The following is a 13715-nucleotide window of genomic DNA, read 5'->3' on the forward strand; positions in this document are numbered from 1 at the left end:
CTTAAAATTCAAGTCCATTTTCGCGTGCAGCTTCAGCCAAAGCTTGCACACGGCCATGGTAAAGGTACCCACCACGGTCAAAGACAACGACTTTAACATTTTTGGCTGCAGCACGTTCTGCAACTAATTTTCCGACAGCTTGTGCTTGTTCGGTTTTTGTGCTACCTGAAATTTCTTTATCCAAGGTAGAGGCACTTGCTAGCGTCACACCCGCTACGTCATCAATTACTTGCGCGTAGATGTTTTTGTTAGAACGGAAAACGTTCAAGCGTGGGCACTCAGCAGTACCAGAGATTTTGTTACGTACACGACTATGACGCTTTTGACGTGTTTTGTTTTTATCTGGTTTTGTAATCACAATTGTCACCTCTTTGTATTTGCTGGCCTAAGCCGCGATTCGCTCACAGCAAAAGTCCCCGTCTGTGACCAGTTGGCCGCCAAACGAAAACGGACTTTTATGCAAACGATTATTTACCGGTTTTACCTTCTTTACGACGTACGAATTCGCCAACATAGCGGATCCCTTTGCCTTTGTAAGGTTCTGGCGGACGAACGCCACGGATGTTGGCAGCCAATTCGCCGACAACTTCTTTATTGATTCCTTTCACGATGATTGAAGTGTTACTTGGTACTTCAATCTCGATCCCAGCTGGTGCATCGATTTCTACTGGATGAGAGTAACCGACTGCCAATACAAGTTTTTTACCTTGCAATTGAGCACGATAACCGACACCTTGGAGTTCCAATGCTTTTTGGAAACCTTCGGAAACACCTACGACCATGTTGTTGAAGTTGGCACGAGTTGTTCCGTGGATTGTTTTCATTTCTTTGCTGTCGTTAGGACGAGTGAATGTTACTTCGTTTCCTTCGATATTCATTTTGATATCAGAAGAGAAAGGACGAGTCAATTCACCTTTAGGACCCTTGACAGTGATGTTGTTGCCGTCTTGCTTGACTTCAACGCCAGCAGGAAGCACAACGATTTTATTACCGATACGACTCACTTGAAGACACCTCCTTGTGTAATTATTGGATTACCATACGTAAGCGACAACTTCGCCGCCGATATTTTTCGCCCGAGCTTCTTTATCAGTGATAACACCTTCAGAAGTAGACAAGATCGCGATACCCAAACCGTTCAATACTTTTGGCACTTCGTCAGCTTTGACATAAGCCCGCAAGCCTGGTTTGGAGATACGTTTCAAGTTGGTGATGACGCGTTCGCCGTTTTTCCCGTATTTCAAGAAAACGCGGATCACGCCTTGTTTGTCATCTTCGATATACTCAACATCGCGAACAAATCCTTCTTTTTTCAGGATCTCAGCGATGTCACGTTTGATTTTTGATGCAGGCACTTCCAGGGATTCGTGTTTCACCATGTTGGCGTTACGAATACGTGTCAGAAAGTCTGCGATTGGATCTGTCATGACCATTGGATGATTTACCTCCTTTATGCGAGTTTTCTGGTTTACCAGCTAGCTTTCTTCACGCCGGGAATTTGACCTTTATAGGCAAGTTCGCGGAAGCAAATACGGCAAAGATGAAATTTACGATAAACTGAATGTGGACGTCCGCAACGTTCGCAACGAGTGTATTCTTGAGTTGAGAACTTAGCAGGGCGTTTGTTTTTAGCAATCATTGATTTTTTAGCCACGTAGTTCGCCTCCTTTTATTATTTTGCAAATGGCATGCCGAGTTGGGTCAACAATTCACGAGATTCTTCGTCTGTTTGTGCAGTTGTCACAATTACGATATCCATCCCGCGGACTTTGTCTACCAAATCATAATCGACTTCAGGGAAGATCAATTGTTCTTTGATACCCAAAGTGTAGTTGCCGCGACCGTCAAATGCCTTTTTGCTGACGCCGTGGAAGTCACGGACACGAGGCAGTGAAACGCTGACCAATTTATCAAGGAATTCGTACATCCGGTCGCCACGCAAAGTAACTTTGGCACCGATTGGCATTCCTTCACGCAGACGGAAACCTGCGATAGATTTTTTTGCTTTAGTGATCAATGGTTTTTGACCAGAGATCAAAGCCAATTCTTCAACTGCTTTATCCAAGTTTTTAGCATTGGATACTGCATCACCCACACCCATGTTGATTACAATCTTGTCAACTTTTGGTGCTTGCATAATAGAAGAATAGTTGAATTTTTCCATTAAAGCTGGAACAACTTCTTTAGAGTATTTTTCTTTCAGGCGGTTCATTCGTTTGCTCCTCCTTTCCTAGCTGATTATTTATCCAGAACTTCGCCGGTTTTTTTAGAAACGCGGACTTTTTTGCCGTCAACTTCTTTGTAGCCGACACGGGTAGCTTGACCGTTTGAAGGATCGATCACCATCACGTTGGAAACATGGATTGGTGCTTCGATTTCAAGGATCCCGCCTTGAGGAGCAGCCTGTGAAGGTTTTTGGTGTTTCTTCACAACGTTGACACCTTCGACGATCACTTTGTCTTTTTTAGGGAAAGCTTCTAATACGACGCCTTCCTTGTTTTTGTCTTTACCAGTGATAACTTTAACTTTATCGCCTTTTTTAACAAACATTTTTGTTTCGCACCTCCTTTGGGAATAAGTGGCTGTTACAGTACTTCCGGTGCCAGGGAAACGATCTTCATGAAGTTGTTTTCACGCAATTCGCGGGCAACTGGGCCAAAGATACGAGTACCACGAGGGCTCTTATCGTCACGGATAATTACCGCAGCATTTTCATCAAATTTGATATATGAACCGTCTGTACGACGTGCTCCTGTTTTTGTACGAACGATAACGGCTTTTACGACGTCACCTTTTTTGACAACCCCACCTGGCGTTGCTTGTTTAACCGTAGCAACGATCACATCACCGATGTTCGCAGTCTTGCGGCCAGAGCCACCAAGAACTTTAATCGTCAAGATTTCGCGGGCGCCTGAGTTGTCAGCAACTTTTAAGCGGCTTTCTTGTTGGATCACGATGTGTATCCTCCTTTCAGATTTTCAATACCAATCTATATAGGAAAATCTCGTGTGATTAGATAATCACTGCTTTTTCAACGATTTCCAGCAAGCGGAAACGTTTAGTAGCTGATAATGGACGAGTTTCCATAATGCGCACGATATCGCCAACTTTTGCTTCGTTGTTTTCATCGTGGGCTTTGTATTTCTTAGAGTAGTTCATGCGTTTGCCGTAGATTGGGTGATTCTTTTTGGTTTCAACCACTACAGAGATGGTTTTATCCATTTTGTCAGATACCACGCGTCCTTGGTAAACTTTGCGTTGATTTCTTTCTTCAGTCATACGCTTAATGGCCTCCTTCCAATATTAGTTCGCTTGTTCACGCAATACAGTTTTGATGCGTGCAATCGATTTACGTACTTCATTGATACGTGCAGTGTTTTCTAATTGACCAGTTGCAAGTTGGAATCGCAGGTTGAACAACTCTTCCTTCAATTGCTTTTCTTGATCAAGCATTTCGGCAGTGGTTAATTCTCGGATATCTTTAACCTTCATTCGATTCACCACCCATTTCTTCGCGTTTCACGATTTTAGTTTTCATGGGTAATTTATGAGAGGCAAGACGCAATGCTTCGCGAGCTACGTCTTCAGGTACACCGGCGATTTCAAACATGATCTTGCCGCGTTTAACTGGAGAAACCCAACCTTCAGGAGCCCCTTTACCTTTACCCATACGTACGCCGATGGCTTTAGATGTGTATGATTTGTGAGGGAAAATTTTGATCCATACTTTCCCGCCACGTTTCATGTAACGAGTCATGGCGATACGAGATGCTTCGATTTGACGGTTGGTAATCCAATGAGATTCAACAGCTTGCAAACCGAATTCACCAAATGCGATTTCTTTACCGCCTTTAGCTTCGCCGCGCATTTTTCCGCGGAACTCACGACGGTGTTTAACACGTTTAGGTACTAACATGTTTATTTCCCTCCTTTCTCAGTGTTTTGAGCGTTCTTCTTCACAGGCAATACTTCGCCGCGATAGATCCACACTTTCACTCCCAGTTTTCCGTAGGTAGTGTTTGCTTCTTCCCATGCGTAGTCGATGTCGGCACGCAATGTATGAAGAGGAACAGTGCCTTCTGAATAACCTTCAGAACGCGCGATATCAGCACCGTTCAAACGGCCAGATACCATTGTTTTGATACCTTTAGCGCCAGAGCGCATTGTGCGTTGGATTGCTTGCTTTTGGGCACGACGGAATGCAACACGAGCTTCCAGCTGACGTGCGATCCCTTCGCCTACTAATTTAGCATCCAGATCCGGTTTTTTGATTTCCACGATGTTGATGTGGACACGTTTGCCGGTCAGGTTGTTCAATTCTTTTCTCAGGTTTTCGACTTCAGATCCACCTTTACCGATGACCATGCCTGGCTTAGCTGTATGGATTGAAACGTTCACGCGGTTAGCCGCACGTTCGATCTCAACTTTAGACACAGCAGCATCAGCAAGTTTAGTCGCGATAAATTTACGGATTCTCAAATCTTCGTGCAGGAAGTCGGCATATTCTTTTTCAGCATACCACTTTGCATCCCAGTCGCGGATGATGCCTACACGCATTCCAATAGGATTTACTTTTTGACCCACTGATTGTCCCTCCTTATTTTTCTGATACGACTACAGTAATATGACTTGTACGTTTGTTGATTGGTGAAGCTGACCCTTTCGCCCGTGGACGGAAACGTTTCATAGTAGGTCCTTCATTGACGAAGGCTTCAGAAACGAACAGGTTTTCAACATCTAAGTCAAAGTTATTTTCTGCATTCGCTACTGCTGACATCAAAACTTTTTCGATGATTCCGGCAGCTTTATTTGGTGTGAATTTCAAGATTGCAATTGCGTCAGCAACGCTTTTTCCTCGGATCAAATCGATCACTAGACGAGATTTGCGAGGAGACACGCGAACTGTTTTGGCAGTTGCTTTTGCTGATGTGATTTGTTCAGCCATTGTAAAATCCTCCTCTCAAGATTAGCGTCTTGTTTTCTTATCGTCGGCAGCGTGCCCACGGTAAGTTCTTGTTGGTGCGAATTCACCTAGTTTATGTCCTACCATGTCTTCTTGGATGTAAACAGGAACGTGTTTACGTCCATCATAGACAGCGATAGTAAAGCCGATGAAATTCGGGAAAATCGTGGAACGACGTGACCAAGTCTTGATCACTTTTTTCTTTTCTGCGCCTTGTTGTGCTTCGACCTTTTTCATCAAGTGCTCGTCAATGAAAGGCCCCTTCTTCAAACTACGACCCATGGTGAACCTCCTTTACAAAATGTTGACACATGGTCAATAAAATTATTTAGTTTTACGACGAACAATAAGTTTGTCAGATTTGGCTTTTTTGTTACGTGTCTTGTAACCCAATGCAGGTTGACCCCATGGAGATACAGGAGCTTTACGCCCGATTGGAGCTTTACCTTCACCACCACCGTGTGGGTGATCGTTAGGGTTCATTACGCTACCGCGGACAGTAGGACGTTTGCGCATCCAACGAGAACGGCCGGCTTTACCAATGTTGATCAGTTCGTGTTGTTCGTTACCGACAGCACCAACTGTTGCACGGCAAGTTGCCAAGATCATGCGTACTTCACCGGAGTTCAAACGGATCAATACGTACTTGCCTTCTTTACCCAATACTTGAGCAGAAGTACCAGCTGAACGGATCAATTGTCCGCCTTTGCCAGGTTTCATTTCGATGTTGTGGATAACAGTACCGACTGGAATATTTTCCAATGGCAATGCGTTCCCCACTTTGATATCGGCATCTGGACCGGAAACAACGGTCATGCCAACTTCCAAACCTTTAGGAGCCAAGATATATGCTTTAACCCCATCAGTATAATGTAATAACGCGATGTTAGCTGAACGGTTTGGATCGTATTCGATAGTTTTAACTACCGCTACAACGTTGTCTTTATTACGTTTGAAGTCGATCAAACGGTATTGACGTTTGTGGCCGCCACCTTGATGACGAACAGTGATGCGTCCGTTGTTGTTACGACCGGCGTTGTTTTTCAATGGTGCCAACAGTGTTTTCTCTGGCGTTGAAGTAGTGATTTCAGCGAAGTCAGAGCTTGTCATGTTACGACGACCATTTGAGGTAGGTTTGTACTTTTTAATCGCCACGTCTTATTCCCTCCTATAGTAATGTTTTGAACAACCGCTTATTCAGCAGCGTCAAACAGTTGGATTTCTTTTGAGCTTTCAGTCAACGTCACAATAGCTTTACGACGTTTTTTTGTATATCCTGCATATTTGCCCATGCGTTTGAATTTCGGACGCACGTTGACGATGTTCACGTTTGCTACCTTCACACCATCAAAAGCTGCTTCAACAGCTTGTTTTACTAATGTTTTGTTCGCTTTAGTGTCCACTTCGAAAGTGTATTTCTTTTCATCCATAGCAAGCATGGATTTTTCAGTGATCACTGGGCGTTTGATAACGTCTAGTAAGTTCATTATGCAAGCACCTCCTCGATCTGAGTAAGAGCAGTTTGAGTCGCTAACATTTTAGCTGCGGAAACGATATCCAATACGCTGATGTTGTCAGAAGTAACAACAGAAACGTTTGGCAAGTTGCGGGCAGACAATGCTGCGAAGTCGTTGCCGGCTTCTACAACTACCAATACTTTGGCATCGATATCCAAGTTAGCAAGCACTTGTTTGAATTCTTTTGTCTTAGGTGCGTCGAAGCTCAAAGCATCAACTGCTACCAAGTTGTTTGAAGCAACTTTTTCAGACAATACAGATTTCATAGCTAAGCGACGGACTTTCTTAGGCAGCTTGTAGCTGTAAGAACGTGGAGTTGGTCCGAAGACAACGCCACCTCCGCGCCATTGTGGTGAACGGATTGAACCTTGACGGGCACGACCAGTACCTTTTTGGCGCCATGGTTTACGGCCACCGCCACGTACTGCACTGCGGTTTCTTACCGCGTGTGTGCCTTGACGCAATGAAGCCCGTTGCATGATGATTGCATCATAGACAACTGTTTCATTTGGTTCAATACCGAAAATTTCTTCGTTCAATGTGATTTCGCCGTTTTGGCTACCATCTTGTTTGAATAATGCTACGTTTGGCATTCCTTAGTTCCTCCTTCCCTCTCTCGATTATTTCGCTTTAACAGCAGATTTGATCGTAATCAATGATTTTTTCGCGCCTGGTACGTTACCTTTGATCAAGATAACATTACGTTCAGCATCAACACGTACGATTTCAAGGTTTTGCATCGTTACGCGGTTGCCGCCCATACGACCAGCCAAGTGTTTATTTTTGAAGACCCGGTTAGGTGCTACTGGACCCATTGAACCAGGACGACGGTGGTAACGAGAACCGTGTGCCATTGGGCCGCGGCTTTGTCCGTGACGTTTGATAACGCCTTGGAATCCTTTACCTTTCGAAGTACCTGTAACGTCAACGATATCGCCTGCAGCGAATGTGTCAACTTTGATTTCTGAACCGACTTCCAAGCCCTCAAGCTCTACATTCTTGAATTCGCGAATGAAGCGCTTAGGAGCCGTGTTTGCTTTTGCAACATGACCTTTCGCAGGTTTGTTAGACAAAACTTCACGCATATCTTGGTAACCGATTTGGATCGCTTCGTAACCGTCGTTTGCTACAGTTTTAACTTGCAGCACTACGTTTGGCGTAGCTTCAACAACAGTAACTGGGATCAATTCGCCAGATTCAGTGAAGATTTGAGTCATTCCCACTTTTTTCCCTAAGATTCCTTTGGTCATGATTACACCTCCATCTTTGTTTTAATGATTATAGTTTGATTTCAATGTTTACACCGCTTGGCAAGTCAAGCTTCATCAAAGCATCAACTGTTTTTGGTGTAGGATTCACAATGTCAATCAGACGTTTGTGAGTACGCATTTCGAATTGTTCGCGTGAATCTTTGTATTTGTGAGTCGCGCGGATAACAGTGTACAAGCTGCGTTCAGTTGGCAACGGAATTGGACCTGACACAGAAGCCCCAGTTCTCTTTGCCGTTTCAACGATCTTGTCCGCGGATTGATCCAGAATACGGTGTTCATACGCTTTTAATCGGATACGAATTTTTTGTTTTGCCATTATTTTCCCTCCTTCGCCTATTTTAAAAGTAGACATGGCTCCATGAAAATTTCCGTCACACCTTTCCGTGGCAAAGCGTCCGGGCGTGTCGCAACCTCTCATTTCACAGCCGGCAGAATAAAACCTTATCCCACCAGTGCTTTTCACGTTTCCGTAAACAGCACCTTTCTGATTATAGTACATCCTAACCTTGATGGCAAGCATTTTTTGTTGGTTTTACAAGGTTTTTCGCAACTCCCAGAGGTAATCGTTTTCACTCTTTGACAAGTTAAATTTTCTTTTAAGCGCAAAAAAATCCCAGACTTAGTCGGGATTTTTTGAACGGCTTTTGAGATTTTGTGTGTGCCCATAATACACCGTAATTACTCCACTCTTCAGCAATTAGACAATTTTTAATCGCGATCTTGCGTCAACCATTTTTCAGCGGTCAGTTCATAATACACCGCGGTATGCCAGATGCCAGTGGGGCCTTGCCAAACCGCTTCTCGGATTGCAACTTGTTGGAAACCCAGACGCTCATAGACGTGCTGTGCCCGTTTATTCTCGATCATAGTACTCAGCTGAATCTTCTGATTGCCTGCAGCGATTAGATAATCGATTAAAAGCGTCAGAAACCGGCGACCATAACCTTTTTCCCGAAGATCCTCGCGACAGATTTTGATGCCAATCTCCGCCACACCAAAAGCGACTATTTGATAATCCATTTCACCAATGGCTTCGGTCTCTTTCATGAGAATTAGGCGCCGCCCTGTTTCATCGCTGTCTGCTGTCAACTTGCCAGCCACTTCTGCTGCTGAAGTATGTACACCGTCTGGAAACCCGGCATGAGCCATCACCTTACCATCGTTCCACCAATCGGCCAGCAGTTGACTATCTGATGTCGTCGCCGGACGCACACTAAGCTGATCCTCTTGTAAAATCTCCAAATTTTCTTTCCTCCTTTTTCCGCTATTTTCTTTCATTATATAATAGCCAGCCCCCCAGAGCCAGAAACCCACGGAGATACAGCCAGTCTTTTCCTACAAAAAGAGCCACAAAGGGCAATAACCGCTTTGTGGCTCAGATGCTCAAATGGATAATCTCAGACAAATTCTCTTCTGAACGTTCGATGCATCGCTGCTTTCAAGGGGAAGTACACCAAAGCAACAATCAAAACCGTCAAGCTGACATTGATCAGCGTTGCCGGCAATTTGGCAAATGCCCCGGCAAATGCCGGACCAAAGCTAGCGCCAGCGATTAAATTCATCACCGTGTTTTTGACTTGTGTCATGATGATTTTAGCAATCCCGGTAGCAATGCCGATAACGATAACCTGCCAGATATGCGTAGGATTTTTCTTGAAAAAGCGAAACGCGGCATAAGCAGCTGCGCCAACGATAAAGCTTTCCAAAATAAAATAAGGGGCTTCTGTCGCATAGCCATTCATGATGTCAAAGATGAAAAAGCCCAATCCCCCTGCCAGTGAGCCTTTAAAGTAGCCTAACAGCAAAACAGACAGCAGCAAAACTGCATTCCCCAAATGCACGAAGGCCCCCGTCGGCAAGGGAATCTTGATTGTCGTACCGATTACCGTCAACGCAGTGAACAGCGCCACCAATACGATACTTTGGATACTGATTTCTTTTTTCATTTTTACACTTCCTTCTATTATAATAAGCCATCAAGAGGGGCTGCCGAACTGACACCAGCAGCAAGTGAGTAATATTACAGCTGCTGCCACACCTCAGTTTGCGGCACCTTTGAATAAAACTACTACTACGCCAACTCTCGATAGAAAAAAATCACTGATGTTCCGGTGTGATGCGATGTTCAGCAGCGTTGTAGGCACCGTGCCAAACGTGGCCCACATAAGGATTGACCTCGACACCATTTTTGATAGCTGCCGCGACAAAGTCTTTAGCAAGCTTCACCGCTGCCGTTACCGAGAGTCCTTTTGCCAAACCTGCCGTGATTGCTGCAGCAAATGTACAGCCGGCACCATGATTGCGATCGGTTTGATAGAGTTCGTTTTCTAGCACAATAAAATCTTGACCGTCATACAACAAATCCACCGCTTTTTCTGAGCCTAAACGATGGCCGCCTTTAACCACGACATGTTTAGCACCTTGTTGAAAAATGCTGCGTGCGGCCTTTTTCATATCTGCCACAGAGGTCAGGTCACCCAACTCTGAAAGGATTCCCGCTTCTACTAAATTAGGTGTAGTCACCAAAGCTTGTGGCAAAAGGTATTCTTTAATCGCTGCAACACTTTTCGGCTGTAGAATCTGAGCCGTCCCCTTACAAGCAATTACGGGGTCAATCACTACTTTGGTTTCAGGATACTTGCCAATGTATTCGCTGGCGAGGGCAATATTGGCCTCGTTACCCATCATTCCGGTTTTTAACGCCGCCACAGGACCACCGGCAAAAACTGAGATCAGCTGTTTTTCCAGCAGATCTACCGGCATTTCAGTAACTTCATGGGACCAACCAGAAGCTGGATCCATTGTTACCACCGACGTCAAGCTGGAGAAGCCAAAGACTCCGTACTCTTCAAATGTTTTCAAGTCCGCTTGTAAACCGGCACCACCGGTAGAGTCCGAACCTGCAATGGTCAATACTTTTTTCATTCCCAACACCTCTGCCTTTCTTGATAAGCCGTCCCCTCATTCAAAGGACAACTTTGTACTTACACCCTTCTTTTAAGAAGTATAGTTCACTGAAAGCTTGACGAAAACAACCAATTGGTTTATTTTGAAACCAACCAATTAAATTTTCTGACGATTTAAGGAGGAATACTCATGTGGCAATTGGATCGCAGCGACAAAGCTCCTTTGTTCCAACAAATCATCGCCCAGATTATCCGTTATATTCAAGAGGGCCAACTCACCCCTGGAGATAAGCTGCCGCCGGAACGCAAATTGGCTGCCCTCTATGGGGTCAATCGTTCAACCGTCAATCACGCACTGGAGGAGCTGGTCAGTCTGGGCTGGATCACTCGTCGTCAAGGCAGCGGAACCGAAGTAGCCAAAGGACGTTGGGGCAGTCGTCAAGCACCTCAATACCAATGGCAGCAGTTGCTCCGCCAAACTCCTTTTGCGCCGGATCCTTATCTCTCAGGGCTGAATACCTGGAAGGCAGAGCCGGATGCATTGGATCTCTACACGGGGGAATTGCCCGCTTCATTGATTCCGGACTTTCGCTTTCCAGCAATGCGCTGGGAAAATATTCTGGCAGCCGAACGTCGCACCGGCCCTACTGGTTATGCCCCGCTAAAAGAGATTATCCTTCAACGGCTTTTTGAAAATTATGGGATCGACAGCACCGGACAAGACCTGTTGATTACTTCCGGCTCTTCCCAAGGGATTTCCTTGATTTTGCAGACCTTATTGGCCCCCGGAGAAACTATCGCCACTGAAGAACCTTCCTTTCTATTCTCACTGCCCTTGTTTCAACCACTGGGGATTCATCTGGAAGGAATTGCCTGTGATGAAGAAGGCATCTTACCTGAAGCTTTGGAGCGCTGTATTATTCAAAAGAAGATTCGCTTTTTGTACCTCAATCCTACGTTTCAAAATCCTACCGGCCGCTTGATGAGTCTGGTGCGCAGGCAAGCGATCATCGCCGTCTGTCGCAAACACTACATTCCCATTATTGAAGATGATGTCTTTGGTGAATTAAATTTTAGTTCTCCGTTGCCAAAACTAAAAACGTTAGCTGCCGATCAAGTCATCTATCTGGGGTCTCTCTCCAAAATCTTTGGTCCTTCCATCAAAATCGGTTGGTTATTAGGTCCGAAAGATTTGATCCACAATCTGGCAGCCGCCAAACAGCGGATGGACGTCGAAACCAATATCTTCCCGCAGCTGCTCGCTGACAGTGCCCTTCGCTCACCAGAATATTCCACCAATCACGCACAGCTGATGACTGAACTAAAACGGCGGAGAGCAGCCTTTTCTGAGGCTCTCTCTTTTGCGACAGCAGACTGGCAATTGCGCCAAATCAGAGGCGGCCTTTACACTTGGCTCACTTGGCGGCACCAGCCATTAACTCGCCGGGACTGGGAATACTTTTTGCAAGAAAAACTACTAGTTGCTCCGTCGTTTCTCTTCAGTAATGATACAATGTCTATGAGAATCAACTATACCCGGATGGACCCCGACCAATTGCAGGTTTTTGCCCGCCGATTTATCACCGTCACTGAAAAACTAAAACAAAAGGAGTAACCCCATGACACAGGAAACCATCGACTTATTGCAAAACCACCGCACCTATCGACAATTTGATAAAGATTACCAGCTTTCTGATCTGCAGCTGCAACAGATCTTAGACAGCGCCCGCCAAGCCCCGACTTGGATGAACGGACAGCTGTATTCGATTTTAGTAATCAAAGACCCTCAGATTCGGGAACAACTGGTTTCTTGGAATCCCGGCAATCCCCACATGAAGGACAGCTCCGTCTTCTTGATCTTTTTAGCAGATCTGAAACGGACACAAAAAGTTGCCGAAGACAAAAAAGTCCCTTACCGAGTGGGGGAAAGCATCGACCCGCTATTGGTAGCTACTGCTGACGCCGTCTTCGCTTTGCAAAACGCGGTTACTGCGGTAGAAGCGCTGGGTTTGGGCAGTGTTGTTGTCGGCAGCATTCGCAACAATATTGATGAAATTGCCGAACTGCTCCACTTGCCAGACTATGTTTTTCCAGTGGCTGGTCTAAGCATCGGTAAACCTATCGTGGACATGCAGATCAAGCCGCGATTGCCACAAGCAGCCGTCGTTCATTTCGATACGTATCAAGATTATGATTATTCCTTGATTGAAGACTACGATGCTACGATGAAGAAATTCGGCGCACTCAGAGAAACCAAAGATTGGACCCAAAAATTCGCAGATACTTTCAGCCGTCCAGCCAGCAAAAAAGTCGACGCCTTTCTCAAAAAGCAAAAACTGCTGGATTAACACGGACAACCTTTCCAGTTTCAGATTCGTTTTCTAACACTCCCCCAACGATTTAAGAAAGCCCGCTGACCTCAATTATTTCTGAATAGTAACTTGCGAACAGTTTAACAACTCAAATGTGGCAATGACTGTTTGAAAAAAGAAGCGGCTTCCGTTAAAAAAACAGAAGTCGCTTCTTTTTTGAGCAACATACACGTGAGCAGACTTAGAGGATAGCGCTAAGATGATTTTGCCATACCGCTCACGTTAAAGAGCTGGATAAAGCAAAAAAAGCGGTTCTACAATATTTAGTGTTGGTGGAAAATCTCCGATTTTCTTCCAACACTTTTTTTGTATGCAAAGTATAGAAAAAGAGATACCCAAATTGATAGAATGAAGTCGACTAAAACACACTCACCAAGAAAGGGATATCTCCATGGACTATTCTACAAGAATTTTAACTGGTTTAACAGATGAAAACCTATTTTTTGATACAAATTGGCTAGAAGAGCGTCAGGAAAATGATCTTCCAATTCTGGTCATTAAAGGGCAGCTATCCTATACGCCTTCGGCCTGTACAAAATGTGGCGTTAAAAATGTGGGCCAAATCATCAAAAACGGGACGCACCAGACAAAAACCCAATTAGTCCCCTTCAGGGGAAAGAAGACTTTATTAGAACTGAAACGGTCACGCTTTTTATGTAAAGACTGCGGAGCGACCTTCAACGCTC

At 44.9% G+C, this 13715-nt stretch carries 24 protein-coding genes; 3 read left to right on the forward strand and 21 right to left on the reverse strand.

Features of this window, described 5'->3' with window-relative positions; translation table 11 throughout:
• Window position 1: 1 nt before the first annotated feature.
• The 21 genes from rplR to thiD form a co-directional block, all read right to left on the reverse strand.
• Window positions 2-358, reverse strand: a complete 357-nt coding sequence (gene rplR / locus ACOMA8_RS02520; RefSeq protein WP_161898666.1) for a 50S ribosomal protein L18 — start codon at window positions 356-358, stop codon at window positions 2-4.
• Between the two features lie 109 nt (window positions 359-467).
• Window positions 468-1004 carry a 50S ribosomal protein L6 gene (gene rplF / locus ACOMA8_RS02525; protein WP_161898667.1) on the reverse strand — a complete coding sequence of 179 codons (537 nt, stop codon included), beginning with the start codon at window positions 1002-1004 and terminating at the stop codon, window positions 468-470.
• 30 nt (window positions 1005-1034) lie between these two features.
• Window positions 1035-1433: a 30S ribosomal protein S8 gene (rpsH, locus tag ACOMA8_RS02530; protein WP_161870267.1), complete on the reverse strand. Its 399-nt coding sequence runs from the start codon at window positions 1431-1433 to the stop codon at window positions 1035-1037.
• 35 nt (window positions 1434-1468) lie between these two features.
• Window positions 1469-1654: a type Z 30S ribosomal protein S14 gene (locus ACOMA8_RS02535; RefSeq protein WP_003128010.1), complete on the reverse strand. Its 186-nt coding sequence runs from the start codon at window positions 1652-1654 to the stop codon at window positions 1469-1471.
• An 18-nt stretch (window positions 1655-1672) separates the two neighbouring features.
• Entirely contained in the window at window positions 1673-2212 is a 540-nt protein-coding gene (gene rplE / locus ACOMA8_RS02540; protein ID WP_161898668.1) for a 50S ribosomal protein L5, read from the reverse strand.
• Window positions 2213-2238: 26 nt separating this feature from the next.
• The gene (rplX, locus tag ACOMA8_RS02545) at window positions 2239-2550 is read right to left on the reverse strand and encodes a 50S ribosomal protein L24 (RefSeq protein WP_161898669.1); all 312 of its coding nucleotides are present in this window, start codon (window positions 2548-2550) and stop codon (window positions 2239-2241) included.
• Between the two features lie 35 nt (window positions 2551-2585).
• Window positions 2586-2954 (reverse strand): 50S ribosomal protein L14, encoded by a 369-nt coding sequence (rplN, locus tag ACOMA8_RS02550; RefSeq protein WP_161898670.1) that lies wholly within the window; start codon window positions 2952-2954, stop codon window positions 2586-2588.
• Window positions 2955-3012: 58 nt separating this feature from the next.
• The gene (rpsQ, locus tag ACOMA8_RS02555) at window positions 3013-3279 is read right to left on the reverse strand and encodes a 30S ribosomal protein S17 (protein WP_161898671.1); all 267 of its coding nucleotides are present in this window, start codon (window positions 3277-3279) and stop codon (window positions 3013-3015) included.
• A 24-nt stretch (window positions 3280-3303) separates the two neighbouring features.
• Window positions 3304-3492, reverse strand: a complete 189-nt coding sequence (gene rpmC / locus ACOMA8_RS02560) for a 50S ribosomal protein L29 (RefSeq protein ID WP_161898672.1) — start codon at window positions 3490-3492, stop codon at window positions 3304-3306.
• A complete protein-coding gene (gene rplP, locus ACOMA8_RS02565) occupies window positions 3482-3916 on the reverse strand; it encodes a 50S ribosomal protein L16 (protein ID WP_161898673.1) in 435 nt (144 codons plus the stop codon). Before rplP ends, rpmC begins: the two co-directional genes overlap by 11 nt.
• A gap of 2 nt (window positions 3917-3918) precedes the next feature.
• Window positions 3919-4584, reverse strand: coding sequence for a 30S ribosomal protein S3 (gene rpsC / locus ACOMA8_RS02570; protein ID WP_161898674.1), 666 nt, complete (start codon window positions 4582-4584; stop codon window positions 3919-3921).
• A 13-nt stretch (window positions 4585-4597) separates the two neighbouring features.
• On the reverse strand, window positions 4598-4945 hold the full coding sequence (gene rplV, locus ACOMA8_RS02575) for a 50S ribosomal protein L22 (protein ID WP_161898675.1): 348 nt from the start codon (window positions 4943-4945) through the stop codon (window positions 4598-4600).
• Window positions 4946-4966: 21 nt separating this feature from the next.
• Window positions 4967-5245 (reverse strand): 30S ribosomal protein S19, encoded by a 279-nt coding sequence (gene rpsS, locus ACOMA8_RS02580; protein ID WP_161898676.1) that lies wholly within the window; start codon window positions 5243-5245, stop codon window positions 4967-4969.
• Window positions 5246-5287: 42 nt separating this feature from the next.
• On the reverse strand, window positions 5288-6118 hold the full coding sequence (gene rplB / locus ACOMA8_RS02585; protein WP_161898677.1) for a 50S ribosomal protein L2: 831 nt from the start codon (window positions 6116-6118) through the stop codon (window positions 5288-5290).
• Between the two features lie 38 nt (window positions 6119-6156).
• Complete coding sequence (locus ACOMA8_RS02590) at window positions 6157-6450, reverse strand: 50S ribosomal protein L23 (protein WP_161898678.1); 294 nt, start codon at window positions 6448-6450, stop codon at window positions 6157-6159.
• Window positions 6450-7073, reverse strand: coding sequence for a 50S ribosomal protein L4 (gene rplD / locus ACOMA8_RS02595; protein WP_161898679.1), 624 nt, complete (start codon window positions 7071-7073; stop codon window positions 6450-6452). Before rplD ends, ACOMA8_RS02590 begins: the two co-directional genes overlap by 1 nt.
• A gap of 27 nt (window positions 7074-7100) precedes the next feature.
• Entirely contained in the window at window positions 7101-7730 is a 630-nt protein-coding gene (gene rplC, locus ACOMA8_RS02600) for a 50S ribosomal protein L3 (protein WP_421368220.1), read from the reverse strand.
• Between the two features lie 28 nt (window positions 7731-7758).
• Window positions 7759-8067 carry a 30S ribosomal protein S10 gene (gene rpsJ / locus ACOMA8_RS02605; protein WP_005880808.1) on the reverse strand — a complete coding sequence of 103 codons (309 nt, stop codon included), beginning with the start codon at window positions 8065-8067 and terminating at the stop codon, window positions 7759-7761.
• Between the two features lie 392 nt (window positions 8068-8459).
• Window positions 8460-8993 carry a GNAT family N-acetyltransferase gene (locus ACOMA8_RS02610; RefSeq protein WP_421368223.1) on the reverse strand — a complete coding sequence of 178 codons (534 nt, stop codon included), beginning with the start codon at window positions 8991-8993 and terminating at the stop codon, window positions 8460-8462.
• A 155-nt stretch (window positions 8994-9148) separates the two neighbouring features.
• Entirely contained in the window at window positions 9149-9697 is a 549-nt protein-coding gene (locus tag ACOMA8_RS02615; protein ID WP_161898682.1) for an ECF transporter S component, read from the reverse strand.
• Between the two features lie 151 nt (window positions 9698-9848).
• Window positions 9849-10676 carry a bifunctional hydroxymethylpyrimidine kinase/phosphomethylpyrimidine kinase gene (gene thiD / locus ACOMA8_RS02620; protein ID WP_421368226.1) on the reverse strand — a complete coding sequence of 276 codons (828 nt, stop codon included), beginning with the start codon at window positions 10674-10676 and terminating at the stop codon, window positions 9849-9851.
• Window positions 10677-10847: 171 nt separating this feature from the next.
• Here thiD and ACOMA8_RS02625 point away from each other — a divergent pair, with 171 nt between their 5' ends.
• The 3 genes from ACOMA8_RS02625 to ACOMA8_RS02635 form a co-directional block, all read left to right on the forward strand.
• Window positions 10848-12272, forward strand: coding sequence for an aminotransferase-like domain-containing protein (locus ACOMA8_RS02625; RefSeq protein WP_421368229.1), 1425 nt, complete (start codon window positions 10848-10850; stop codon window positions 12270-12272).
• Between the two features lie 4 nt (window positions 12273-12276).
• The gene (locus ACOMA8_RS02630; protein WP_421368232.1) at window positions 12277-13005 is read left to right on the forward strand and encodes an NADPH-dependent oxidoreductase; all 729 of its coding nucleotides are present in this window, start codon (window positions 12277-12279) and stop codon (window positions 13003-13005) included.
• A gap of 415 nt (window positions 13006-13420) precedes the next feature.
• A partial coding sequence (locus ACOMA8_RS02635) for a transposase family protein (RefSeq protein ID WP_421368234.1) occupies window positions 13421-13715 on the forward strand: 295 nt, incomplete at its 3' end.

Origin of the sequence: Enterococcus infantis (genome assembly GCF_049166715.1) — a bacterium.
Taxonomy (GTDB): Bacteria; Bacillota; Bacilli; order Lactobacillales; family Enterococcaceae; genus Enterococcus_C; species Enterococcus_C leclercqii.

Excerpts from the sequence above, each read along its gene's own strand:
- rpsH (WP_161870267.1), bottom strand. The coding sequence starts at position 1,433 with ATGGTCATGACAGATCCAATCGCAGACTTTCTGACACGTATTCGTAAC.
- rplE (WP_161898668.1), bottom strand. The coding sequence starts at position 2,212 with ATGAACCGCCTGAAAGAAAAATACTCTAAAGAAGTTGTTCCAGCTTTA.
- rplX (WP_161898669.1), bottom strand. The coding sequence starts at position 2,550 with ATGTTTGTTAAAAAAGGCGATAAAGTTAAAGTTATCACTGGTAAAGAC.
- rpsQ (WP_161898671.1), bottom strand. The coding sequence starts at position 3,279 with ATGACTGAAGAAAGAAATCAACGCAAAGTTTACCAAGGACGCGTGGTA.
- rpmC (WP_161898672.1), bottom strand. The coding sequence starts at position 3,492 with ATGAAGGTTAAAGATATCCGAGAATTAACCACTGCCGAAATGCTTGAT.
- rplP (WP_161898673.1), bottom strand. The coding sequence starts at position 3,916 with ATGTTAGTACCTAAACGTGTTAAACACCGTCGTGAGTTCCGCGGAAAA.
- rplV (WP_161898675.1), bottom strand. The coding sequence starts at position 4,945 with ATGGCTGAACAAATCACATCAGCAAAAGCAACTGCCAAAACAGTTCGC.
- rpsS (WP_161898676.1), bottom strand. The coding sequence starts at position 5,245 with ATGGGTCGTAGTTTGAAGAAGGGGCCTTTCATTGACGAGCACTTGATG.
- ACOMA8_RS02590 (WP_161898678.1), bottom strand. The coding sequence starts at position 6,450 with ATGAACTTACTAGACGTTATCAAACGCCCAGTGATCACTGAAAAATCC.
- rplD (WP_161898679.1), bottom strand. The coding sequence starts at position 7,073 with ATGCCAAACGTAGCATTATTCAAACAAGATGGTAGCCAAAACGGCGAA.
- rplC (WP_421368220.1), bottom strand. The coding sequence starts at position 7,730 with ATGACCAAAGGAATCTTAGGGAAAAAAGTGGGAATGACTCAAATCTTC.
- rpsJ (WP_005880808.1), bottom strand. The coding sequence starts at position 8,067 with ATGGCAAAACAAAAAATTCGTATCCGATTAAAAGCGTATGAACACCGT.
- ACOMA8_RS02615 (WP_161898682.1), bottom strand. The coding sequence starts at position 9,697 with ATGAAAAAAGAAATCAGTATCCAAAGTATCGTATTGGTGGCGCTGTTC.
- thiD (WP_421368226.1), bottom strand. The coding sequence starts at position 10,676 with ATGAAAAAAGTATTGACCATTGCAGGTTCGGACTCTACCGGTGGTGCC.
- ACOMA8_RS02625 (WP_421368229.1), top strand. The coding sequence starts at position 10,848 with ATGTGGCAATTGGATCGCAGCGACAAAGCTCCTTTGTTCCAACAAATC.
- ACOMA8_RS02630 (WP_421368232.1), top strand. The coding sequence starts at position 12,277 with ATGACACAGGAAACCATCGACTTATTGCAAAACCACCGCACCTATCGA.